At 72.4% G+C, this 21,679-nt stretch carries 23 protein-coding genes; 13 read left to right on the top strand and 10 right to left on the bottom strand.

Annotation, left to right across the window (positions count from 1 at the left end):
- The first annotated feature begins 44 nt into the window (after positions 1–44).
- Positions 45–878: a helix-turn-helix domain-containing protein gene (locus ACXNSR_RS13095; RefSeq protein WP_458642228.1), complete on the top strand. Its 834-nt coding sequence runs from the start codon at positions 45–47 to the stop codon at positions 876–878.
- Between the two features lie 34 nt (positions 879–912).
- Here ACXNSR_RS13095 and ACXNSR_RS13090 read toward each other — a convergent pair whose 3' ends face one another.
- On the bottom strand, positions 913–1,902 hold the full coding sequence (locus tag ACXNSR_RS13090) for a helix-turn-helix transcriptional regulator (RefSeq protein WP_458642227.1): 990 nt from the start codon (positions 1,900–1,902) through the stop codon (positions 913–915).
- A gap of 198 nt (positions 1,903–2,100) precedes the next feature.
- Between ACXNSR_RS13090 and ACXNSR_RS13085 the strand changes: the two genes are divergently transcribed.
- From ACXNSR_RS13085 to ACXNSR_RS13045, 9 genes are all read left to right on the top strand, one after another.
- Positions 2,101–2,643 (top strand): hypothetical protein, encoded by a 543-nt coding sequence (locus tag ACXNSR_RS13085; protein ID WP_458642226.1) that lies wholly within the window; start codon positions 2,101–2,103, stop codon positions 2,641–2,643.
- A gap of 72 nt (positions 2,644–2,715) precedes the next feature.
- Positions 2,716–3,240: a regulator component gene (locus ACXNSR_RS13080; RefSeq protein WP_458642225.1), complete on the top strand. Its 525-nt coding sequence runs from the start codon at positions 2,716–2,718 to the stop codon at positions 3,238–3,240.
- On the top strand, positions 3,240–4,442 hold the full coding sequence (locus ACXNSR_RS13075; protein WP_458642224.1) for an MAB_1171c family putative transporter: 1,203 nt from the start codon (positions 3,240–3,242) through the stop codon (positions 4,440–4,442). The genes ACXNSR_RS13080 and ACXNSR_RS13075 overlap by 1 nt, the downstream gene beginning before the upstream one ends.
- Before the next feature lie 208 nt (positions 4,443–4,650).
- Positions 4,651–4,842, top strand: coding sequence for a hypothetical protein (locus ACXNSR_RS13070; RefSeq protein WP_458642223.1), 192 nt, complete (start codon positions 4,651–4,653; stop codon positions 4,840–4,842).
- 31 nt (positions 4,843–4,873) lie between these two features.
- Positions 4,874–5,128, top strand: a complete 255-nt coding sequence (locus ACXNSR_RS13065) for a hypothetical protein (protein WP_458642222.1) — start codon at positions 4,874–4,876, stop codon at positions 5,126–5,128.
- A gap of 158 nt (positions 5,129–5,286) precedes the next feature.
- Positions 5,287–6,627, top strand: a complete 1,341-nt coding sequence (locus tag ACXNSR_RS13060) for an NlpC/P60 family protein (protein WP_458642221.1) — start codon at positions 5,287–5,289, stop codon at positions 6,625–6,627.
- Between the two features lie 236 nt (positions 6,628–6,863).
- Positions 6,864–8,630, top strand: coding sequence for a DUF1906 domain-containing protein (locus ACXNSR_RS13055; protein WP_458642220.1), 1,767 nt, complete (start codon positions 6,864–6,866; stop codon positions 8,628–8,630).
- Between the two features lie 110 nt (positions 8,631–8,740).
- A complete protein-coding gene (locus ACXNSR_RS13050; RefSeq protein ID WP_458642219.1) occupies positions 8,741–9,838 on the top strand; it encodes a transglycosylase family protein in 1,098 nt (365 codons plus the stop codon).
- A 72-nt stretch (positions 9,839–9,910) separates the two neighbouring features.
- Complete coding sequence (locus ACXNSR_RS13045) at positions 9,911–11,173, top strand: NlpC/P60 family protein (protein WP_458642218.1); 1,263 nt, start codon at positions 9,911–9,913, stop codon at positions 11,171–11,173.
- A gap of 142 nt (positions 11,174–11,315) precedes the next feature.
- On the opposite strand, the gene ACXNSR_RS13040 is transcribed toward ACXNSR_RS13045, so the two are convergent.
- From ACXNSR_RS13040 to ACXNSR_RS13030, 3 genes are all read right to left on the bottom strand, one after another.
- The gene (locus ACXNSR_RS13040) at positions 11,316–12,656 is read right to left on the bottom strand and encodes a carboxyl transferase domain-containing protein (protein WP_458642217.1); all 1,341 of its coding nucleotides are present in this window, start codon (positions 12,654–12,656) and stop codon (positions 11,316–11,318) included.
- Positions 12,657–12,660: 4 nt separating this feature from the next.
- Positions 12,661–13,278 (bottom strand): hypothetical protein, encoded by a 618-nt coding sequence (locus ACXNSR_RS13035; RefSeq protein WP_458642216.1) that lies wholly within the window; start codon positions 13,276–13,278, stop codon positions 12,661–12,663.
- 98 nt (positions 13,279–13,376) lie between these two features.
- Entirely contained in the window at positions 13,377–14,054 is a 678-nt protein-coding gene (locus tag ACXNSR_RS13030) for a LysE family transporter (RefSeq protein WP_458642215.1), read from the bottom strand.
- 69 nt (positions 14,055–14,123) lie between these two features.
- Here ACXNSR_RS13030 and ACXNSR_RS13025 point away from each other — a divergent pair, with 69 nt between their 5' ends.
- A complete protein-coding gene (locus tag ACXNSR_RS13025) occupies positions 14,124–14,564 on the top strand; it encodes an Lrp/AsnC family transcriptional regulator (protein WP_458642214.1) in 441 nt (146 codons plus the stop codon).
- A 159-nt stretch (positions 14,565–14,723) separates the two neighbouring features.
- Here ACXNSR_RS13025 and ACXNSR_RS13020 read toward each other — a convergent pair whose 3' ends face one another.
- Genes ACXNSR_RS13020 through ACXNSR_RS13010 form a run of 3 tightly spaced genes read right to left on the bottom strand, consistent with a single transcriptional unit; the run spans position 14,724 to position 17,981 of the window.
- Positions 14,724–15,269 carry a GNAT family N-acetyltransferase gene (locus tag ACXNSR_RS13020; protein ID WP_458642213.1) on the bottom strand — a complete coding sequence of 182 codons (546 nt, stop codon included), beginning with the start codon at positions 15,267–15,269 and terminating at the stop codon, positions 14,724–14,726.
- Positions 15,270–15,315: 46 nt separating this feature from the next.
- Positions 15,316–16,947, bottom strand: coding sequence for a GAF domain-containing sensor histidine kinase (locus tag ACXNSR_RS13015; protein ID WP_458642212.1), 1,632 nt, complete (start codon positions 16,945–16,947; stop codon positions 15,316–15,318).
- Positions 16,944–17,981, bottom strand: coding sequence for a rod shape-determining protein (locus tag ACXNSR_RS13010; RefSeq protein ID WP_030757608.1), 1,038 nt, complete (start codon positions 17,979–17,981; stop codon positions 16,944–16,946). The genes ACXNSR_RS13015 and ACXNSR_RS13010 overlap by 4 nt, the downstream gene beginning before the upstream one ends.
- A gap of 208 nt (positions 17,982–18,189) precedes the next feature.
- On the opposite strand from ACXNSR_RS13010, the gene ACXNSR_RS13005 reads away from it, so the two are divergent.
- Positions 18,190–18,885 (top strand): esterase/lipase family protein, encoded by a 696-nt coding sequence (locus ACXNSR_RS13005; RefSeq protein ID WP_458642211.1) that lies wholly within the window; start codon positions 18,190–18,192, stop codon positions 18,883–18,885.
- Here the strand turns inward: ACXNSR_RS13005 and ACXNSR_RS13000 are convergent.
- Positions 18,882–19,451 carry a hypothetical protein gene (locus ACXNSR_RS13000; protein ID WP_458642210.1) on the bottom strand — a complete coding sequence of 190 codons (570 nt, stop codon included), beginning with the start codon at positions 19,449–19,451 and terminating at the stop codon, positions 18,882–18,884. The genes ACXNSR_RS13005 and ACXNSR_RS13000 overlap by 4 nt on opposite strands.
- A 78-nt stretch (positions 19,452–19,529) precedes the next feature.
- On the opposite strand from ACXNSR_RS13000, the gene ACXNSR_RS12995 reads away from it, so the two are divergent.
- Positions 19,530–20,258, top strand: a complete 729-nt coding sequence (locus ACXNSR_RS12995) for an SCO2400 family protein (protein WP_458642209.1) — start codon at positions 19,530–19,532, stop codon at positions 20,256–20,258.
- A 6-nt stretch (positions 20,259–20,264) separates the two neighbouring features.
- Here ACXNSR_RS12995 and ACXNSR_RS12990 read toward each other — a convergent pair whose 3' ends face one another.
- On the bottom strand, positions 20,265–21,002 hold the full coding sequence (locus ACXNSR_RS12990; RefSeq protein WP_458642208.1) for a DUF4328 domain-containing protein: 738 nt from the start codon (positions 21,000–21,002) through the stop codon (positions 20,265–20,267).
- A gap of 193 nt (positions 21,003–21,195) precedes the next feature.
- Complete coding sequence (locus tag ACXNSR_RS12985) at positions 21,196–21,618, bottom strand: MarR family winged helix-turn-helix transcriptional regulator (protein ID WP_356795349.1); 423 nt, start codon at positions 21,616–21,618, stop codon at positions 21,196–21,198.
- Positions 21,619–21,679 lie beyond the last annotated feature (61 nt).

Genomic DNA, 21,679 nt, shown 5'->3' with positions numbered 1-21,679 from the left:
GCAGCCTGCCGGAGTGCACCCCGACGGTCTTGTACGTTCCTGACATGCCCGCGATACGCCCGCGCAGCACCGTCTCCGCCTGGCGGCCGCCGGTCGCGGGGATCGCCGAGGTCTTCCACGCCCGGTTCACCGACCACGCCTATCCGGCGCACGTGCACGACACCTGGGCGCTGATGATCCTGGACGGCGGACGGGTCGACTTCGCGCTGGACCGCGAGCGCCACGGCGTCGGGCTCCGGCATTCGGTGGTCCTGCTGCCGCCCGGGGTGGCCCACGACGGGCGGACCGTCACCGAGGCCGGGTTCCGCAAGCGCGTCCTCTACCTCGACACCTCCGTTCTGCCCGAAGGCCTGACCGGGGCCGCCGTCGACGCCCCGCTGCTGCTCGACCCGGCGCTGCGGGAGCGCGTGCACGGCCTGCACCGGGCGCTGGGCGCGCGGGAGATCCCGGCCGGGGCGGTCGAGCTGCTGGAGGCCGAGTCGCGGCTGGCCTTCGTACGGGAACGGCTGCACCGGTGGCTCGCGGGACGCGCGCCGACGGCGTACGGGCCGCCGGGCGCGGGGCTCGCCGTACGGCTGCGCGAGCTGCTCGACGCGCGGGTGACCGAGGGGCTCGGCCTGGCGGAGGCCTCGGCGGAGCTGGGCCACGTCCACCCCACCCACCTGATCCGGAGCTTCAAGGCGGCGTACGGGCTGCCGCCGCACGCGTACCTCACCGGGCGGCGGGTGGAGCTGGCGCGGCGCCTGCTGCTGGCGGGGATGCGGCCGGCCGAGGCGGCGACGGCCGCGGGCTTCTACGACCAGGCGCACCTGTCCCGGCACTTCGGACGGCACGTGGGGACCAGCCCGGCGCGGTTCGCCCGGTCCGACCGGACATGAAGGCCAGGGGGAAGCCCCGCGGGCGAACGACGGCCTAGCGGAGCCAGCCGCGCTGGGCCGCCTTCAGACCGGCCTCGAACCGGCTCGACGCGTCCAGGCGTTCCATGAGCGCCGCCATCTGCCGCCGCACGCTGCGGGCCGAGATGCCGAGCCGCCGCCCCGCGACCTCGTCGGTGAGGCCGGACGCGAGCAGGGTGAGCAGTTCCTGCTCGGACGTACTGAGTCCGGTGCGGGCGTCCTTGGAGCGGTCGGCACCGAGCGGGACCGCGGAGTGCCATGTCTGCTCGAACAGGGCGACCAGGGAGGCGACGACCCCGGCTTCGCTGATGCAGATCGCGCCGCGCTTCGTGTCGGCCGGGTCGATCGGTACGACGGCGACCCGGCGGTCGAAGACGAGCATGCGGGGCGGGAGCGTCGGGCAGGTGCGCACCATGCCCCCGCGCTCGGTCATCCACCGGGCGTACGCGAGGGTGGCGGGGTCGCGCCGCACGCTGTCCTGGTAGAGCGTCAGTACGGAGATGCCACGGCCCAGGGCCGCGTCGTCCAGGGGCCGGGAAGCGTCGAGGCTGGCCTGCGACTGGGCTCCGCCGGGCATCACCGAGAGGCACTCGTCGGACATCTCCCGGGCGAGGCCCTCCAGCCGTGCCTGGATGGCGTCGAGGCCGACCAGGCGCTCGCTGGTCGCGGTCCGGGTGGCCGGCCGGAAGTCGGCGTATTCGGCGATGGCCCGCGCGGCGGCGGCCTTGCCGAGTTCGAGTTCCTGCCGCCGGCGCAGGAGTTCCTCCTCCTGGCGCCGCAGGAGCAGCTCCAGTCCGAGCTCGGGGCTGACCGGCCGCATCTCGCCCAGGACGTCCCGGGAGGCGCGCAGCAGCCTCAGGTCGGCGAGCTTGTCCAGGGCGTCGCGCACGGTGCTCTCCGGTACGCCCAGTTGGTCGCACAGATCCTGCACGCTGCCCTCCGGGTGGGCCAGCATCGCCCGGTACACCGCTTCCACCCCGCGGTCGAGCCCCAGTACGTCAAGCATCCGCTCAGCCCCCCAGCCATGCGACGATTAGAATCGCCACGACCTTACGGGTCGCCTCGCAGAGCATCAAACGGCCTGACGGCTTCCGGCCAGTGAACGCCCCAACCGGTTCGCGCGGAGCCGGAGATGGTGCAGCTAGTAAAATCGCCACCGGGGTTGGGGGTATCGTGTTTTCCCGACGGATCGGAGCTGGCTGGGATGGACGCAGGAGCAGGCGGAGGCCGCGAGCACCCGCTGCCGCTGCCCGACCGCGCTCACAAGATCTCCGAGCGGCTCGACGGGCTGATCCTCCAGGAGGCCGCGCGGGCGGGCGGGAAGGCACCCGCCTACCGGGAGCTGGCCGACCGGGTCAACCGGATCGCCGGACGCAGCGTCATCTCCCGCGACACCATCCGCAATCTGCACCAGGCCACCACGCAGAAGGGCCAGTCCCCCAACCCCACGGTGGAGACCCTGGACTGGCTGGGCCTCGCGTTCGGGATCCGCTGCGGGGCGACCTACTTCCTGGACGACGCCAAGGCCGCCGTCGTGGACGAGCAACTGCTGGCCCTGGACGCGCTGGCGAACATCCGAGCAGCCGCCGGGAACGCCGGCGTCATCGGTCTCGCGCAGCGCGCCTCGGGCCTGTCCGACAACAGCCTCCACATGCTCGCAGCGCTGGCGGACCGGCTGAGCGCGCTCGAGGCAGAGGCGTCCGGAGAGAACGGAGCCGGCGCCCCGACCTCCCAAAGCGGCTGCTGAGAAAGATCGTTAGGCTGAGGACACACCTCACCGACCGGTGAGCGATCGCAGACCGAAGGATGCGCTGCCGCCATGCCTGTACCCCGGGGCCTGCGAAGACGGTGCGAGGGCATCCTGGCCGAAATCGAGCTGCCCGACCCGTTCACGGTCGACGCCTTCCGGGACGCGCTGGCCCGCCACCGCGGACGCCCGATCGTGATGGAGCCGCTGCCCGATCTCGGATTCTCCTTACCGTGCGGTGCGTGGATCGCCCTGCCCAGCCTGGACGTCATCTTCTACGAGCAGAAGACCAGTCCGGCACACCAGGACCTGATCAAGCTGCACGAACTCGGCCACGTCCTGTGCGGCCACACCCACAACGTCGAACTGGCCCAGCTCGCACAGGCCCTCACCGAGCTCACCCCGGACCTCGTCGTACGGACGCTCGGCGCCGCGCGCACCAACTTCGCCTCCGTCGAGGAACAGGAGGCCGAGATGATCGCCGTGCTCCTGGCCGACCTCGCCGGCGCCGACCGGGTCGGCACCCCCTCCTCGCGCCGGCTGGCCACCAGCCTCGCCCACCCCGTGCGGCGCCTGCGCCACTGGCGGGGCAACTGATGTACCCGATATACCACTTCACCCTGCCCGCCCTCATGTGGGCGACGGTGCTCTGGCGCGCGCCCTCCGCCCTGGGCGGCACGCGCGCCTCCCGGTTCCTGTGGGGCTTCCTCGCCGCCATCGCCGTCGCACTGACGACCAGGCCGCCCGAGGTCGACCAGGTCATCCGGACCCTCACCGGCTCCCCGGACCTGTCCGTACTGGTCAAGCACCTCGCCGGGCTGGCGTCGAACTACTGCGTCCTGGAATACGTGATCGCGGTCCACGGCCGCGGACCGCAACGGGCCCGGGCCGCGTGGCTGCGCCTCGTCGCGGTGGTGGCCGCCGCACTGGCCCTCACCGTGCTGTTCGTCTTCTTCTTCGAGCACGACCCCGGCGCTCCGCCGACCCGGGTGACCGACGCCCACCTCGGCGACCCGGCGGTGCGCCTGTACGAGACCATCGTCTACATCTACCTCGGCATCGCCACGGCCCTGTCGGCGAAGCTCTTCTGGTCGAACCGCCGCAGCGTGCCCGCGGGACTCCTGCGCGCCGGAGTCGTGTGCCTGGCCGGCGGCGGCGCGACGGGCTTCGTCTACACCCTGTACCGGGTGGTGTTCCTCGCCCACCAGGAGAGCCGGCCGGAGATCCCGGGGCGCGGGACCCCCGACGACCTCTCCGAGATCCTTCCGGTGATCTCCCTCCTCCTCATCGTCGTGGGCGTGGGCCTGCCGCCGCTGCGGACCCTCGTCCGCTACGCCGGCGACCAGTACGCGCTGTGGCGGCTGCATCCGCTCTGGTCGGACCTGCTGCACGCCGTCCCGTCGGTGGCGTTCGGACCGCGCATGGGCCGGACGCGCGACCTGTTCGTCGCCGGCGACCGGACCCTCGACGTGGCCCACCGGGCCTTCGAGATCCGCGATGCCTGCCTCGTCCTGCGGGACCGGTCCGCGGCGACCGGGGCGGAGCACCCCGCGCGGTCGGCCGGCGAAGCGCCCGCCGCAGGCGCGGTGCCGACCGCCCGGGCCGAGGCGGAGTGGCTGTTCTCGGCGCTCCACGAGGAGCCGGACACCTGCCGGGCCGCCGCGCCGCCCCCGGCACACAGCAGGACGCCCGCGGAGGAGGTCGCATGGCTGCTCAAGGTCGCCGCGGCCTACGGGCAGCTGCCCCGCGGGGGTGCTGCCGAGGCGGCGCGGCGCCCGGTCGGCAAGGAGGTCCGGTAGGGGCATCGCCGCAGGTCGGCGCGGGTCGCGTCCTGATGCGGCCAGACCTAATGCTGACGTCCGGATCGACTTCCGGGGGGTCGCCGGGGTCGGCAGGATGGTGCTCACCGGAACGGCGGGGGAGACAACTCCCGGCCGGACCCGGGGCCACGGCGCCGACGCCGGGTCACGAACTTCCCGCTCCACGCCACCCCTGGGGGAAACAGCCATGTCCACGACCGCCCGCCTGCTCACCGCCGTGTTCTTCGCCTCGGTCCTCTCCGGTGTGGCGGCCCCCCTCGCGTCGGCCTCCACCACGGCGACGGACCCGAAGGGCATCGGCTGGGACGTGGTCCCGGCCCACGCGACGGTGTCCGTATCCGCGGCGGGCACGTCGGACAACGGCATCGGCTGGGACTGACCCCGAGGTGCTGCCCGTCCATCTCACCCTGATGCCGACGGGAGGAGCCCCGCCGACCGACAGCCAGGCACACGCCCTGGTCGACGCACTGTGGGCGCACGCCACACCGGACTGCGGCATGGAACACGTCCGGGCGCGCACCAGCCAGGCCGGCATCGGGATCGTCTTCTTCGTCCGTGCCGCCCGCACCGACATCGCACGGGCCAAGGTCCGCAGCCTCGTCGTCGACGCGCTCGCCTCGGGCGGCACCGGAGTCCACGGCTACTCCATCCTGTTCCACCACTGATCGAGGCCCCGCGCACGGCGGCCCGCCCGCCCCGTCGAGAGCCGGCCGGCCTCCCTCCCCCGGTCTTCCTTCGCTGCTCCTCGCTCCTCCCCGCTCTTCCAACGGCGCCCGGGCCCATCGGCCGGCCCGTCCATCAGCCCTGCCTTCCAGGAGACTTCATGCCCAGCAGGTCCAACGTGGCCCGCGCCGCGAGCACCATCGTGGCCCTCTCCATCGCCTCGGCCGTCCTGGCCTCCGCACCCCTCCAGGCCAACGCCGCCCAGCCGGAAGCGCCGTCCGCCGCGGCCGTCGCGGCGGCCGCGGCCACCGCGGACGTCGAGCGTCCGCAGGGCAAGCCGGAGCCCCTCAAGACCGAGGGGCCCGGCAAGAGCACCTTCTCCGGCGCGGCGGCCGCGCAGAGCGCCCCCGCTCCGGTCACTCGCAGCGAGGTCATCGCCCGGGCCAAGACCTGGGTCGACGCCCAAGTCCCGTACAGCATGAACAACTACCGCGACGGCTACCGCACCGACTGCTCCGGCCTGGTCTCCATGGCCTGGAAGCTCGGCACCAGCGCCTGGACCGGCAACCTCGACACCTTCGCGGACCGCATATCGAAGAACGACCTGCGCAAGGGCGACATGCTGCTCTTCCACAACCCCTCCAACCCGGAGCGCGGTTCGCACGTCACCATCTTCGAGCAGTGGACCGACTCGTCCCACACGTCCTACATCGGCATCGAGCAGACGCCTCCGCACGCCGTGCGCCGCGTCATCCCCTATGCCTACTTCAACAACTCCAGCTCCTACATCCCCTACCGCTACAAGAACATCATCGAGGACGCCAAGCCGACGAATGCGGGTGTGTACCGGCCAGCTGAATCGAAGTTCTATGTGGCGGACCGGAGCGGTGGTCTGTATGGGTGGGCCGGTTTCGGGTCGCCGGGTGACAAGCCGTTGACGGGTGACTGGAACGGTGATGGTCAGGACACGTTCGGTGTGTACCGTCCGGAGGACCAGACGTTCCACCTGAGCAATGACAATGCCACGGCCGCGGTGTCGGTGAAGTACGGGAATCCCGGCGATGTTCCGCTGGTGGGTGACTGGGACGGGAATGGTACGGACACGATCGGTGTGTATCGCCCTGCGGACCAGACGTTCTATCTGAGCAATGACAACAGTGTTGCTGCTTATGCGGTGAGGATGGGTGTCGAGGGTGACACTCCGATGACCGGTGACTGGAACGGGGACGGCAAGGACACGGTCGGTGTGTACCGGGGTTCGGACCAGACTTTCTATCTGACCGATTCTCAGACGAGTGCGCCGGTCAATCACCAGGTCAAGTTCGGTAACCCGGGGGACATTCCGATCAAGGGTGACTGGAACGGGGACGGCACGGACAAGATCGGTGTCTACCAGGCTGCGAACTCGGACTTCATCGGTGCTGCCAAGGATTCCGACAGGGTCATCTACAGCGTCCGGTTCGGCGTTCCCGGTGACGTCCCGATCACCGGCCAGTGGTGACCCGACACCGAACCCGGTACTGACCCTTTTCGCCCTGCAGTTTCGCCTGCCCGGGCCCCGCTGATTCCAGCGGGACCCCGGGCCCCGCGCTGCCCACACAGGAGACCTCAATGTCACGTGCACGTCCTTCTCTGTCGCCCCTCGGGCGGGGCATCGCCTTACTGGTAGCGACAGCAGCCGTCTTCGGCCCGGCCACCGTGTCGGCCCAGGCCGCGGCGCCCTCCGACTCCAAGGCGGTGACCTTCCAGGGGCACCGGTTCGATGTTCCCGCCGGCTGGGACGTCATCGACCTCGCGGCCGATCCGACCGCCTGCGTCCGGTTCGACCGCCATGCCGTCTACCTCGGCACGCCCGGCACGCAGCAGAACTGCCCGTCCGGGCTGGTGGGCCGGACCGAAGCACTGCTCGTCGAGCCCGACACGTCCGGCGAAGCGGCGCGGGGCGGCACGACGGTGTCCGAGTCCGATCACGAGATCGCCGGCGGGGCCAAGGGGATCCGCGTCACGGCGACCTACGCCGAAGACCAGTCCCTGGTCCGCAAGATCCTCACCGGCGCCGGCATATCGGCCTCGGCCCCGAAGAGCCGGGCGCGCGCCTCCGCGGCGCCGGCCGCGCAGCCGGAGGCGTCGGCGTCCGCAACCGCCGCCACCTCGTCGGCCGCACTGACGAACCACACCGGCAAGGGGTTCGACGCGTGTGCTGCCCCGGACTCCGCGACGATGAACGCGTGGAAGACGCACTCGCCTTACAGCGCGGTCGGCATCTACATCGGTGGCCGCAACCGGGCATGCGCGCAGAAGAACCTCAACGCCTCGTGGGTCCAGCAGCAGGCAGTGGCCGGCTGGCGCTTCATGCCGATCTACGTCGGTGCCCAGGCGAGCCAGATCACCTCGCCCGCGGCGGAGGGGCGCAGCGCCGCGGACGACGCGGTGAACCAGGCCGCGGCACTGGGGCTCGGGCCCGGAGCACTGCTGTACTACGACATGGAGGCGTACAACAAGAACTACTCGGGCAATGTGCTCGGCTTCCTGTCCGCCTGGACCGAACAGCTCCACGCCCGTGGCTACAACTCGGCCGTCTACAGCAGCTCCTCGTCCGGAATCGCCGACCTGGCCGCCCACCGGAGCAGCCACACGATGCCCGACGTCGTCTTCAGCGCCAACTGGAACGGTGTCGCCGACACCAACGACCCGGCGCTGCCCGGCGGGGCGTGGGCCAACCGCCAGCGCGTCCACCAATACAGCGGGAACGTGACGGAGACCTGGGGCGGCAAGCAGATCCAGATCGACCAGGACTACATGGACGTCGCGCTGGCAGGGACCCGCAAGCCGACGAATGCGGGTGTGTACCGGCCGGCTGAGTCGAAGTTCTATGTGGCGGACCGGATCGGTGGTCTGTATGGGTGGGCCGGTTTCGGGTCGCCGGGTGACAAGCCGTTGACGGGTGACTGGAACGGTGATGGTCAGGACACGTTCGGTGTGTACCGTCCGGGGGATCAGACGTTCCATCTGAGCAATGACAATGCGACGGCTGCGGTGTCGGTGACGTACGGGAGCCCCGGGGACATTCCGCTGGTGGGTGACTGGGACGGTGACGGCAAGAAGTCGATCGGTGTGTATCACCCGGCGGACCAGACGTTCTATCTGAGCAATGACAACCGGGTTGCCGCGTATGCGATTCAGATGGGTGTCGGGGGTGACACTCCGATGACGGGTGACTGGAACGGTGATGGCAAGGACACGATCGGTGTGTATCGGGGTTCGGACCAGACGTTCTATCTGACGGATTCTCAGACGAGTGCGCCGGTGAATCACCAGATCAGGTTCGGTAACCCGGGGGACATTCCGATCAAGGGTGACTGGAACGGGGACGGCACGGACAAGGTCGGTGTCTACCAGATCGCGGGTTCGGACTTCGTCGGGGCCGGCAAGGACTCCGACCAGGCCATCTACAACGTCCGGTTCGGCGTTCCCGGTGACGTCCCGATCACCGGCCAGTGGTGACCGGACACCGCACCCGGTACTGACCCTTTTCGCCCTGCAGTTTCGCCTGCCCGGGCCCCGCGCTGCCCGCGCCGATCATCGATCCGACCATGTCCCAGGGGGGATACATCATGTCTGCCATACGCCGGAGGCCGGCCCTCGCCGCCGCCACCGTCCTGCTCGCCCTTGCCGCCCCACTTGCCCTCGGCCCCGGACAGGCCTCGGCGGCCTCGGTGGACACCTGGGACAAGGTCGCCGAGTGCGAGAGCGGCGGCAACTGGAGCATCAACACCCACAACGGCTACTACGGCGGCCTCCAGTTCGCCCAGTCCACCTGGCTCGCCTTCGGCGGCAGCCAGTACGCGCCCTACGCCAACCAGGCCAGCAAGCAGCAGCAGATCCTGATCGCCGAGAAGGTCCTCGCTTCGCAGGGCCAGGGCGCCTGGCCGAGCTGCGGCCCCAAGGCCGGTCTCGGAGCCGACCACGCGGATCCCTACCCGGGGCCCGTGACACCTCCGCAGCCGCCGGTCAAGCAGCTGAGTTGGTACCTGTCGGACAATGCGGGTTCGGGTGTGTCGACCCGTCCGGCGTTCGGGTTCGGGAACACGCCGATGGTTCCGCTGGCGGGTGACTTCGACGGGGACGGCAAGGACACCCAGGCGTCCTACGACCCGACGACCTCGACGTTCTACCTGGCCAACTCGGGCAGTACGGCCCAGGCCACGCTGGGGTTCGGCAATCCCGGCAACCGTCCGGTGCTGGGCCGCTGGGACGGGACCACGTCCCAGATCGGCGTCTACATGCCCGACACGGGCAAGTTCTACCTCCGTCACGACAACGGCGAGGTGACCTCCTTCGCCTTCGGTAACGGTGGCGACTGGCGGCCGATCGCCGGTGACTGGGACGGCAACGGAACCGTGACGGTGGGCCTCTACGACCCGGCCACCAGCACGTTCTACCTGCGCAACAGCAACACCGAAGGCCCCGCCGACCAGACCATCACCTTCGGCAACTCCGACAGCATTCCCCTGGCGGGCGACTGGGACCACACCGGCCGCACCAACATCGGCGTCTACATGCCGGCCAACCGCACCTTCTACTTCCGCCACGACAACGGCACCGTCACCTCCGTCACCTCCGTCACCTACGGCGACGCGGGCGACACGCCCGTTACCGGCGACTGGGACGGCGACGGCCGCGACACCCAGGGCGTCGTTCACGCGCGCTGAGGTCACGCCAGTCACACATCTTCGAACCCCTCGACCTGCCACGGCCAGAAGCCGTCCACCCAAGGAGCACTCGTGTCCCGCAAGATCAGCAAGCTCACCCGTCTCGCCCTCGCGACCGCCCTCACCGCAAGCACCGTTCTCGGCTCCGCGGCCGTCGCGTCGAGCGCCCACGCGGTGGGCACGTCCTCGGTCGGCGGTGACATAACGCGTTCCGAGATCATCGCCCGGGCCCAGTCCTGGGTCGACGCGGAGGTCCCGTACAGCCAGACGGCGTACAGGACGGACAGCAACGGCACCTACCGGACGGACTGTTCGGGACTGGTGTCGATGGCCTGGCACATCAACACGGCCGGGACCAACAGCGGCTTCACCACGTGGACCCTGCCCGACTACGCGACCAGGCTGGGCAGTCTGGACGACCTGCGCCCCGGTGACGCGCTCGACAACATCAGCGAGCACGTCGTGCTGTTCACCGGCTGGGCCGACGCCGCGCACACCAGGGCGAACATCATCGAGGAGGCGAGGCGCGGGACCAACGCACGCGTCAGCAGCTATTCGCGCTCCTACATCGTCTCGGGCGGCTTCCAGCCGTACCGCTACGACCATACGGTCGAGGGCGGCTCCACCACCCCGCCGGCTCCCACCCAGAAGGTCATGAGCTGGTACCTGTCGGACAATGCGGGTTCGGGTGTGTCGACCCGTCCGGCGTTCGGGTTCGGGAACACGCCGATGGTTCCGCTGGCGGGTGACTTCGACGGGGACGGCAAGGACACCCAGGCGTCCTACGACCCGACGACCTCGACGTTCTACCTGGCGAACTCGGGCAGTACGGCGCAGGCCACGCTGGGGTTCGGCAACCCCGGCAACCGTCCGGTGCTGGGCCGCTGGGACGGGACCACGTCCCAGATCGGCGTCTACATGCCCGACACGGGCAAGTTCTACCTCCGTCACGACAACGGCGAGGTGACCTCCTTCGCCTTCGGCAACGGTGGCGACTGGCGGCCGATCGCCGGTGACTGGGACGGCAACGGAACCGTGACGGTCGGCCTCTACGACCCGGCCACCAGCACGTTCTACCTGCGCAACAGCAACACCGAAGGCCCCGCCGACCAGACCATCACCTTCGGGAACTCCGACAGCATTCCCCTGGCGGGCGACTGGGACCACACCGGCCGCACCAACATCGGCGTCTACATGCCGGCCAACCGCACCTTCTACTTCCGCCACGACAACGGCACCGTCACCTCCGTCACCTACGGCGACGCGGGCGACACGCCCGTCACCGGCGACTGGGACGGCGACGGCCGCGACACCCAGGGCATCATCCACTCCTGACGAACCAGGTGATCCGGCGGCCTCCGCACCGATACCCCCTTCGGTGCGGGGTGCCGCCCCGCACCTTCCACGGCATGCCCGCAGAGGGAGATCTGCGGGCATCGCCCGTCAGCGATCCCGCCCCCGACCGGGTGGCACTGGCCTAGGCCGGGCCGACGATGCCGCGGGCGACGCCCAGGGCCACCAGGTCCTGGGGGCGGACGCGGAGTTGGTCCGCGGTGTCGGGCGCGGCGGACGGGGGACGCTTGAGGATGGCCGCCGCCAGTTCCGGGGCGATCACCGAGAAGTAGCTGTCCGGGGTGACCCAGGTGTTCCCCGGCGCGGCCAGCGCGAGGGCGCCGCCCGAACCGCCCTCGCCGATCAGCAGGGTGGTGACGGGGACGGTGGCCGAGGCCACCGCCGCGAAGGTGTCGGCGATGGCCGCGCCGGCGCCCGCGTGCTCGGCGGCGGCGTCGTTGGCCGCGCCCGGGGTGTCCACCAGGGTGAGCACCGGGACACCGAGCCGGTCCGCGAGGCGGATGACGCGGGCGGCGGTGCGGTATCCCGCCGGGCGGGTGGCCGTCCCGCACTGGGCGGCGTAGGCCACGGCCCGGCCCTCCCGCAGCCCGAACCCGCACAGCATCCCCGGGTCCGTGCCGCCCGCCCGGTCCCCGGAGAGGTGCAGGCGGAGTTCGAAGTACGCGTCCAGGTACGCCTCGGCGCGCGGCCGGCCGGGGTCGCGGGCCTGCCGTACCGCGTCCCAGCCGGTGGCGGGCGGGCTCGCGTCGGCCAGCGCCGCCGGGGGCTCGACCGGCTCTCCGGAGCGGGGCGCGGCCAGGACGCGGAGCCAGTTCGCGAGGGTGCCCGGCAGGTGGGCGGCGGGGACCACGGCGTCCACGTGACCGGCGGCGTACTGCCCCTCGGCACTGTAGGCCGCCGGATCCGCGTCCGCCGGGCGCACCCGGGACCCGGCGAAGCCGACCTGGGCCCCGGGGAGCGCGAGGACGACATCGGCGCCGGCCCCCAGGGTGGCCCAGCCGCCGCCCGTGGTCGGATCGCGCAGGACGGCGAGCTGCGGGAGCCCCGCGGCCCGGGTCAGGACGCACTGGCGGGCCACGCGCTGGAGCTGGGTGAGGGCGAGCATGCCCTCCTGCATCCGGGAGCCGCCCGTGGCGATGAGCGAGACGAGGGGGAGCCGGTGCTCGCGGGCGTGGGCGTACGCGGCTTCGAGCCGGTCCCCGGTGCGCTGCCCGAGCGAGCCGCCGAGGAAGCCGAACTCGAAGGAGATCAGGACGGCTTCGCGGCCGCCGAGGCGGGCGGTGCCGGTGACGACGGACTCCTGCTCGCCGGTGCGCTCGGCGGCGCGGGCGCGGGAGTCGTCGTAGCCGGTCCACTCCAGCGGGCCGTCGGCGGGGGACTCCCGCCGTGGCACGGGGAGTTCGGTGAAGCTGCCGGGGTCGGTCACGGAGGCGATGGCCGCGCGGGCCGAGAGGCGGGTCGTCACGGGGTCACCCTAGGCGCTGCGTCCGCGGGGCGGTCAGGGGGAGGGACAGGGGGAGGAGGGCCGCGGTGAAGCAGAGGGCGCCGAGCGGCAGCAGGTCGAGGTCGGTGGCGCTGGTGGCGGTGCCCAGTACCACCATGACGGGGCGCCAGGGGCTGACGCGGCGCTGGACGGCGAGGTGGACCAGGAGCCAGAGGAGGCCGACGTAGAAGAGCATCGGGCCGACGGTGTAGACGGCGGGGAGCACCCCGGGGTGGCTCTGGATCTCCTCGAAGAGCCGAGCCATCCCCGGGCGGTCGGCGGCCCGGAAGCCGACGACGAGATCGATGGTGGCCTGGGCGGTGACCGCCAGGGTGCCGGCCAGGCCGAGCAGGGTGGCGGTGCCGGCGGCGAGGCGGCCCGCCCCGCGGGCGGGCCCGGTCAGCCGGTGCAGGGCCGGGAGGATCAGGGCGAACTGCAGCACCCCGGCCAGCAGGAGGACGTGGCCCGTGGTCCAGGCGGGGCCCGGGCCGTGGTCGGGGTCGCTGAGCCGGACGACGCCGTAGGCCAGCATGCACAGGGGAGCGGAGACGAAGGCGGCCCGGGTGAGGGTCGCACGGCGGCGGCCCAGCGGCTGATTGGTCATGTACTGATCATTTCGGCCGGGGTGCCGACCCGTATCCGGCATCACCCCCAGGTCACCCCGAGTCGCCCCCGACCCCGCCCCGACCCCTCACCGGCGCCTCACCCGAGGGTCGGCAGGGTCGGCAGGGGGAGGGCGATCTTGAGGGCATAGGCGGCGACCAGGCCGTAGCCGAGGCGGAAGGTCCAGACGCGGGCGCCGTCCGGGACCCGGGTTCCGGCGAGGGAGCCGAGCGTCACGAGTGCCTGCTGCCAGAGGAGGGAGGCGGCGCCGACGCCGAGGAGGAAGGCGGCGCCGGCCGCCCTGGTGCCCAGGGCGGCGCCCTGGGCGGTGGTGAGGGCGGCGAAGTAGAGGGCGGTGGTGGGGTTCAGCGCGGTCAGGCCGACGTACCGGGCGAAGGCCTTGGCCGGCCGGGCCGGGGGCGGGGCGGACGCGGGGGCGGACGACGGGGCCGCCGCCGGGGCGGACGCCGCCCCCGAGGTCCGGGCGGAGGAGGCCCCGACGAGGCCGCGCGCCGCGATGACCAGCAGGATCGCCGCCGAGGCCAGCCGGACCCAGGCCTCGACCGGGGAGATGTGGGAGGCCACCCAGGGCCCCAGGGCGGTGGCGAGGGCCGCGTAGCCGAGGTCGACCGCCGCGATTCCCGCGGCCGCGGCCACGGCGGTGCGGCGGTCGCGCATCGCCTCCTGCAGCAGCAGCACGCTCATCGCCCCCATGGGCATCGCCACGCCCAGGCCCGCGGCCGCGCCCGCCAGCGTCGGTGTCATCAGTTCGCTCATGGGGTGAGCCTCGGGCCCGCCCTGCGGGGGACGAGCGCGCATAACGGGCCCGGCTGCGAGAATCGCGGTATGGACCGCCTCGACAGGGAAATCCTCGGCATCCTGCAGCAGGATGCGCGGATCTCGTACCGGGACCTGGGAGTCCGCGTCGGCCTCAGCGCCAATGCCACCGCCGACCGGGTACGACGGATGCGCCGGGAAGGGGTGATCCGCGGGTTCACCACGATCGTGGACCCGGCGGCCGACACCGCCGGCGGGCTCGTCGTCTTCATCGACGTCACCCTGCGCCAGGACACCACGAACGAGGAGTTCGAGCGCCGGATCGCCAAGCTCTCCGGGATCACCGAGGTCGTGCACGTGACCGGCGAACACGACTACCTCGTCCGCGCCCGGGCCGCCGACCCCGCCGCCCTCGACGGGCTGCTCCGCCGGATGAAACGGGAGGCGGGGGTGGCCCAGTCCAACACCCGGATCGCCCTGCGCGCGGCCACCCGGCCGGGGCCGTTCTAGGCCGTCCCTTCCGGATCCTGCCGGGCCCGCGACGCCCGGCACCGTACCCGGCCGTGTTGTCGGGGCGCCCGAGGGGACCCCATGGCGCCGGACGCCGCGGGCGCGGCCGACGAGATCCGAAAGAGACGGCCCGGTGCTGTCAGCCGGCGGGGCGTCCCGTCAGCCGGCTGCCGCGTAGCAGTGCACCGTGACCGTCCGCTCCGGGCTCCAGCGCTGCTCGACCGTGGCCAGCAGCTCCCAGCCCAGCCGTTCGTAGAGGGCCACCGCCGAGGCGTCGGAGGCCACGACGTCGAGCACGGGATGCAGATCGCGCTCCCGTGCCTCCCGCGTCGCCCGGGCCATCAGGAGCTCGCCGATCCCGTGCCCGCGGGCCGCCGGGGCGACGAACAGGCGGCCGACCACGGCCGCCGCCGTACGGCTCACGCCCTCACGGCTGCTCCACAGCGCGGGCGCGGCATCGTCCGCCGCGACGCGGGACAGGCCGATGTGACCGACGATCCGCCCGTCCAGCTCCGCCACCCAGGCCGCGAGCAGCGCCGGCCCGGACAGCCAGCCGCCGGGGTGGTCCGGCCAGTTCACGGGGTAGCCGTCGCGCTCGTGGACCTCGGCGAGCACCCGGACGCAGGCGTCGAGGTCGGCGTCCGTCCGGGGCCGCACATGCCGGACCGCCGGTTCGCCGGCCGCGGGAGCACTCTTGTCATTCACCGGATCATGGAAGCACAGCCCGCGGGGCGGATTCCGTGACCAGCCGTCACAGCGCCGACTCCCACGTCACCGTCGTGCCCCGCGCGCCCGATTCCGTACGGCCGTCGTCCGCCACCGTCAGGCGGACCCGGGACGGGCTCGCCTCCACCTGCACGTCGATGAAGGTGATCTCGCCGCGCCGGTGCGCCGCGGCCAGGGCGCCGCGCAGGGCCCCGATCAGGTCGACCGCCACCGGATCCGGCAGCAGGGCGTCCACCGCGCCCGCGAAGTGCACCGACGGCTGGAAGCCGAGCACGGCCGCCGCCCCGCCCGTCTCGCGCAGCACCCGCCCCCGGAAGGTCGTCGGGGCGTCGGTCGGTGGCTGCTGGAGGGCGAAGATGGCCGTCCGGACCTCCTGGATGGTGGAGTCGAGCTCGTCCACGGCCCGGCCGAGCTCGTCGCCGACCGTGTCCCCGGACGGGGCGTTCGCGGCCCGCCGCCGGGCGCTCTCCAACATCATCTCGGTGGCGAACAGCCGCTGGACCACCAGGTCGTGCAGGTCCCGCGCGATCCGGTCGCGGTCCTCGTACACCGCCAGCTGCTCCCGGTCGTGCTGGGCGTCCGCGAGTACGAGGGCCAGCGCGGCCTGGGAGGCGAACTGCGAGGCGAGCAGCCGGTCCACCGCGTCGTACGCGGGTCCGCCCCGGGCGCGGGGCAGCGCCAGGGTGCCGATCAGCTGGCCCCCGCTCTGCAGCGGAAGCATCATGCTCGGCCCGAACCGCTCCCGCACGTGCGTGGTCATCCGGGGATCGGTCGCCGAGTCGTCGATGAAGACGGGCTCGCCGCCGAGGAGTTGCACCAGCACCGGCGAGCCGGGGGCGATCGCCGTGCCCACCAGGTCCCCGGGATCGCCTTGCGTGGACGCGGCCACGATCTCCATGCCGCCCTCGGGGGTCGGCTGGAGCACCACCCCGGCCGCGGCGTCCGCCAGCAGCCGGGCCCGTTCGGCCACGCACCTCAGGGCGTCCGCCGCCGGGCGTCCGGCGAGCAGGGCCGTGGTCACGGCGGCGGCGCCGTCGATCCAGCGCTCCCGGCGGCGCGCGGTCTCGTAGAGCCGGGCATTGCCGATCGCTATGCCCGCCTGCGAGGCCAGGACGCGCAGCAGGGCGAGGTCCTCGTCGGTGAAGGGCCCGCCGCCCCGCTTCTCGGTGAGGTAGAGACTCCCGAAGACCTCCGTGTGCACCCGGATCGGGACGCCCAGGAGGCTGTGCATCGGCGGGTGGCCCGGCGGGAATCCGGCGGCCCGCGGATCCCGCGTGACGTCGTCCACGAGCAGCGGGCGCGGGTCGCTGACGAGCGCTCCGAGCACGCCGGAGCGCGCGTCGGGCAGGTGCGGGATCGCGGCCCGCTCCTCCTCGGTGAGCCCTGCGGTGAACAGCTGCGTCAGCAGGACGCGCTCGGGGTCGACGACCCCGAGCGCTCCGTACCGGGCCGCGCACAGCTCGGTCGCGGAGTCCACGATGTGCTGGAGGGTGGTGTGCAGCTCCAGCTCGGACCCGACGTTGAGGACGGCCTCCAGCAGCACCGGAAGGTGCGCCGCCTCCTCGTCCGGCTCCCCGGGCTCGTAGGACCCCTGGATCCCCGCGATCCCCTCGATCTCCTCGTTCTCCTCGGATTCTTCCGGCTCCTGGGGCCTCATTCGGCCAGCGGGTTGAGGACCATGGGGGCGATCTTCCCTTCGAGCATCGCGCCGAGACCGAGTACGGCGCACACGTCGGGCCGTTCCGCGATCGCGACGGGCATTCCGGTGGCGTCCCGCAGCATCTGGTCCAGGCCCGGCAGCAGGGCGCTGCCGCCCACCATCATGATCCCCCGGTCCGTCAGGTCGGCCACCAGGTCCGGCGGGCAGTCCCGCAGCACCTTGCCGATGCCGTCGAGGACGGCGGTCAGCGGGGTGTAGATGGCGTCGCGTACGGCCGCGGTGTCCACCTGCACGGAGCGGGCGAGGCCGGTGGCCACGTCGCGGCCGTGGATCAGGGTGGAGGCCGGGCCGCCGACGGTGAGGCCGTTGCCGTGGAGGGCCAGTTGCAGCGGGCGGACGGCCTGGCTGGGCAGCATCAGCTCGTGCGCGTGGCGCAGGTGCTGGACGACCGCGTGGTCGATGGCCTCGCCGCCGACCGGGATCCGCTGGGCGGTGACGATGGATCCGAGGGAGAGGACGGCCACCTGGGTGGCGGCGGCCCCGCACACCATGATCATCGTCGCGGTCGGCTGCTCCACGGGGAGTCCGCAGCCGACGGCCGCCGCGATCAGGGTGTCGACCAGTTCGACGCGCCGGGCGCCGAGCCCGACGAGCGTCTCCACGGTGGCCCGCTGGGCGAGCGGGTCCGCGTCGTGCGGGGTGCAGGCGGCGGCCCGCAGCCGCGGCTTGCGGCGCAGGGCGCGCCGCAGCTTCTCGCCGAGGAGGTGACGCAGCATCCGCTGGGCCATCTCGATGTCGACGACGGTGCCGCCGGAGACGGGGCGTACGACCCGGATGTAGTCGGGCGTGCGGCCGGTCATCCGTTCGGCGAAGGAGCCGACGGCGATGAGCGCGCCGGTGCGCGTGTTGACCGCGGCGACGCTGGGTTCGTCGACCACGAGGCCGGCGCCCTTGACGTACACGCGGGTTCTCGCCGCCCCCAGGTCGACGGCGACGTGGCAGCGGCGCAACTGCTCAAGACTGACGGTCATGGCAGATCCTCCCGAGAGCACTGACGCAAGGACCGACGGAGTGTCGATCGCTTTTCATATCATCGCGGGCAATTCGGGCTAACGGCCCGTTGGGCTGCTCCGGCCGGGGGTGTGTCGCGGCTGCATGGGGGTGGATTTCTGTACCGACAGGCAGCACCATGCGCCCACCGCACGCGCTACTCGCGCGTAACAAGGTAAAGGGGAGCCGATGCTGACGGCCCGACAGAGACCGCAGGCCCTCGCGCTGCTCCTGGCACTCCTGACGCTGTGCCTCGCGCTGCCGGCGGCCTCCCCGGCCCGGGCCGCCGCCGCCCGCCGTCCGGTGGTCCTCGTACACGGCTACAACGCTGATCCGGGCGTCTGGGGCGCCCTGCGCGCGGACCTGCGGGCCGCCGGGTACACCGACGCGGAGCTCTTCTCCTTCGGCTACGACACCCACCGGTCGGTCAACGAGGTCCTCGCCGGGCGGCTCGGCGCCTACGTCGACCAGGTCCGGCGGGAGACCGGCGCCGCCCGGGTCGATGTCGTCTCGCACTCCTTCGGCTCGCTGGTCAGCCGCTGGTACGTGAAGTTCGGCGGCGGCGCGGACGCCGTGGACCACTGGGTCTCGCTGGCCGGACCCAACCGCGGCACGTCCACCGCCTGGGCCTGCGCGCTGTGGGACCAGGCGTGCCGGGACATGACCCCGGGGTCGTACGTGGTGAAGAACCTGAACGGCGGGGACGAGACCCCGGGCGCGGTGAAGTACGCGACCTTCTGGTCGAACTGCGACGAGGTCGTCAACCCGGACGACAGCGTCCCGCTGACCGGAGCCGCCAACACGCCGGTCGGCTGCCTGAAGCACAACGACCTGCTCGGCGACGACGCCACCTCGGCCGGGGTCCGCGCCTTCCTCTCCTCCTAGAGGGCGTCCTGCCCCTCGGTCGGGGAGAGCCGCTGCAGCAGTCCGTAGGTGAACTCCGCCACGCAGGGCCGCCCCCGCGCGGCGAAAGCCAGGCGCCAGCGGGTCGGCGCGGTGCCCTCCATCGGCCGGACCGGGGCGAAGGCCCGCGCGACCTCGTCCACCGTCGCCGACCAGGGCCGCAGATCGTCGGGCGATTCCAGTACCGGGCCCGGCGCGCCAGGGGCCCGCACCAGCCATTCGTTCCACACGGCCCCGTCCGGCGCGGCCAGCACCTCGAAGCGCAGGTCCGGCCAGAGCGGCAGCGACCATAGCAGGGCCTCGCACTCCAGATCGCCGATCGTGCGGTGCTCGGCGGACTCCGGCGGGCCGAGCACCGAGCGGTACCGGGCCAGGGCCCCGCGGGAGCGGGGCGACCGGACCATCGCCTGCCAGCGCTTGTTCGCCTCCCGCTGGTCCGCGAGCGAGGCCCCGAGTCGGCGGCGGGCCTCGTCGGCGAGGTCCGGCTGGAAGTCGGCCATGCGCCGCAAGAGCACCAACTGGAATCCGGTCGGCCCGAAAGATGTCATGGAAGGAACGATTCCACACAGGATCCTTACGTTCTCGGGATCCGGATGTTGCCGCAGACCACGTAGCCTGCGGGCGCCATGAACTATTGCCACGCCTGCCGGAGGCACCTCAACGGCGCACTGGCGTGCGCCGGATGCGGAACCCCCGCCGAGTACCTGATACCCGCCGTCGCCGGGCCCGCCGCCGCACCGGCCGCCGGGCCGGGCGAGGCGCCCGTCCCCGGACCGCCGCCCGCTCCGGCCGGGGACTTCGCCGACTCGGTCGTCGTGCTGTCCGCGCCGAACGAGCGGCGCGCCGGTGCCCGCCGCCGGGTCACGCACCGGCGCCGCCGCCGGACCGTGCTCTCGCTCTCGCTCGGCGCGCTGGTCGCGGTCGGCGGCTCCATGGCCGTGGCCCGTATGGCCACCGACGGGGAGCGCACCGACCGGGCCGCGACCGTGGTGCTGACCGACGACGGACCGCAGCAGCCCGCCCCGCTGCCCGACGCCCCCACGGCCGGTGCGCCCACGGGGCCCGGGAAGGCCACGGCGAAGGCCACCGCCACGGGTACGAAGAAGGCCGGTACCGCGGCGCCTTCCGGGAGCGTCGCGCAGCCGGGTCCGGCTTCGTCCGCCCCCGCGCCGGCACCATCGGGCCCGGCGTCCCGTACCCCCGGCCCGGGATCGTCCGCAGGAGCGACCGCGTCGGGGAAGCCCTCGCCCAGCGGTTCCACGGGCACGCGGGTCCCGTCGTCCCCGCCGTCCCCGACACCCACGCCCTCACCCTCGCCGACCAAGGACTGCTGGATCTTCTGCGGCTGGTTCTAGATGGCCCTAGATCCCGGCCGGTGCCGGGGTCCCGTCGTGCGCGGGCCGGGCGGCTGCGTACGGGCCCTGGGCGGCCATGGTGTTCTGCAGGGCCGTCAGCCCGCGGACGAAGAGGACGGCGAGCACGGCGGCGGCGACCATGAGCAGGTCGGAGCCGATGCCCACGGCGGCGGCGGCCGCCTGCTCGCCGAAGGTCTCGGCGTCCGTGTAGAGCCTGCCGCTGAAGCGCCCGACGATCGACGCGACGACCCAGACCGTCCACCAGGCCGTGAGGGGAGCGGTGGAGACCCGGACGGGGGAGCCGTCGGGCCCCAGCTGGGTGCTGGCCCGCCAGATCTGCCGTGCGATCACGAACGGCTTGAACAGGTGGGCGATCGGGACGAACCACCAGCCGATGGCCCAGCTGCGCCCCTGGGTGAATTCGGTGGCCCGGAAGACCTCGCCGTTGACGCGCACGCGGTGGAACCACACGAGGAAGACGACGGCGGTGGCGAGGTACATCGCCAGCTGGAGGACTCCCGCGAGGCCGGCCAGGATGTCCGAGAGGTCGGTCATGGAGGCGGAGACCCGGCCGGGGTCCGCGTCGAGATCGCTCATCAGCGACATGGTGAAGACGTTGATGCCGGCCGACAGCAGGTTGACCCCGCCCGTCACGCACAGGAGTACGGTGACCGCGGTCGCGAGGCCCTGCGGGGACCTCAGGACGCCGCCGGGCGGCGGCGGGCCGGGTGTGTTGAAGGACATGACGGTGTACCCCCCACGGGAACGCGTGACACGGCGAAGCGCCGGGCGGCTGGTCCGACGCGCCCGACGCGCAAAGAGCCGAACTTAGTGCCGCCCCGGACGCGCGTCCAGGGGATTCTTTCCGCTGGTCAGCGGTACAGGGTGGGGCGGGGGAGATGGCGGGGCGAGGGCCGGCCCGGGCGGACCGGCGCCGTCAGGCCAGCATGCGCCTCAGGAGGTCCCGCAGGACCGTCCGTTCCTCCGCGGACAGCCCGGCCAGCGGCTCGCGGGCGAAGTCCAGCGACTCGCGCAGCCGCTCCGCGGTCAGGGTGCCCTCCTCGGTGGGGGCGGCCAGCTTCACCCGGCGGTCCGCCGGGTCCGGCCGGCGTTCGACCAGGCCGCGGGTCTCCAGGCGGTCGACGATGCCGGTCACGTTCGAAGGCTCGCACCGCAGCTTCAGCGCGATGCGCCGCATCGGCATGGGCTCCAGGGAGAGCATGTTCAGCACCTTGGCCTGGGCACCGGTGAGCTGGTGGCTGGCGGCCGCGTGCTCGTACTCCGTGTGATAGCGGGCCACGACGTCGGCGATGAGCTCGACGACTTCGATGGTCACTGGGTCTACGCGACGACTGGGCATGGAACCAGCGTACCCATTTACTTGACAACATGAAATATCTAGGCGCATGGTTGTTTCACCT

This window comes from Streptomyces sp. NC-S4, assembly GCF_054353315.1.
The sequence above is the reverse complement of the archived record's forward strand: the minus strand, read 5'-3'. Positions and strand labels throughout refer to the sequence as shown.

Coding starts and splice junctions, on each gene's coding strand:
- ACXNSR_RS13000 (WP_458642210.1), bottom strand. CDS start 19,451: ATGACATCTTTCGGGCCGACCGGATTCCAGTTGGTGCTCTTGCGGCGC.
- ACXNSR_RS13065 (WP_458642222.1), top strand. CDS start 4,874: ATGCCGACGGGAGGAGCCCCGCCGACCGACAGCCAGGCACACGCCCTG.
- ACXNSR_RS12985 (WP_356795349.1), bottom strand. CDS start 21,618: ATGCCCAGTCGTCGCGTAGACCCAGTGACCATCGAAGTCGTCGAGCTC.
- ACXNSR_RS13080 (WP_458642225.1), top strand. CDS start 2,716: ATGCCTGTACCCCGGGGCCTGCGAAGACGGTGCGAGGGCATCCTGGCC.
- ACXNSR_RS13095 (WP_458642228.1), top strand. CDS start 45: ATGCCCGCGATACGCCCGCGCAGCACCGTCTCCGCCTGGCGGCCGCCG.
- ACXNSR_RS13025 (WP_458642214.1), top strand. CDS start 14,124: ATGGACCGCCTCGACAGGGAAATCCTCGGCATCCTGCAGCAGGATGCG.
- ACXNSR_RS12995 (WP_458642209.1), top strand. CDS start 19,530: ATGAACTATTGCCACGCCTGCCGGAGGCACCTCAACGGCGCACTGGCG.
- ACXNSR_RS12990 (WP_458642208.1), bottom strand. CDS start 21,002: ATGTCCTTCAACACACCCGGCCCGCCGCCGCCCGGCGGCGTCCTGAGG.
- ACXNSR_RS13085 (WP_458642226.1), top strand. CDS start 2,101: ATGGACGCAGGAGCAGGCGGAGGCCGCGAGCACCCGCTGCCGCTGCCC.
- ACXNSR_RS13010 (WP_030757608.1), bottom strand. CDS start 17,981: ATGACCGTCAGTCTTGAGCAGTTGCGCCGCTGCCACGTCGCCGTCGAC.
- ACXNSR_RS13060 (WP_458642221.1), top strand. CDS start 5,287: ATGCCCAGCAGGTCCAACGTGGCCCGCGCCGCGAGCACCATCGTGGCC.
- ACXNSR_RS13070 (WP_458642223.1), top strand. CDS start 4,651: ATGTCCACGACCGCCCGCCTGCTCACCGCCGTGTTCTTCGCCTCGGTC.
- ACXNSR_RS13005 (WP_458642211.1), top strand. CDS start 18,190: ATGCTGACGGCCCGACAGAGACCGCAGGCCCTCGCGCTGCTCCTGGCA.
- ACXNSR_RS13075 (WP_458642224.1), top strand. CDS start 3,240: ATGTACCCGATATACCACTTCACCCTGCCCGCCCTCATGTGGGCGACG.
- ACXNSR_RS13035 (WP_458642216.1), bottom strand. CDS start 13,278: ATGACCAATCAGCCGCTGGGCCGCCGCCGTGCGACCCTCACCCGGGCC.
- ACXNSR_RS13090 (WP_458642227.1), bottom strand. CDS start 1,902: ATGCTTGACGTACTGGGGCTCGACCGCGGGGTGGAAGCGGTGTACCGG.
- ACXNSR_RS13050 (WP_458642219.1), top strand. CDS start 8,741: ATGTCTGCCATACGCCGGAGGCCGGCCCTCGCCGCCGCCACCGTCCTG.
- ACXNSR_RS13030 (WP_458642215.1), bottom strand. CDS start 14,054: ATGAGCGAACTGATGACACCGACGCTGGCGGGCGCGGCCGCGGGCCTG.
- ACXNSR_RS13015 (WP_458642212.1), bottom strand. CDS start 16,947: ATGAGGCCCCAGGAGCCGGAAGAATCCGAGGAGAACGAGGAGATCGAG.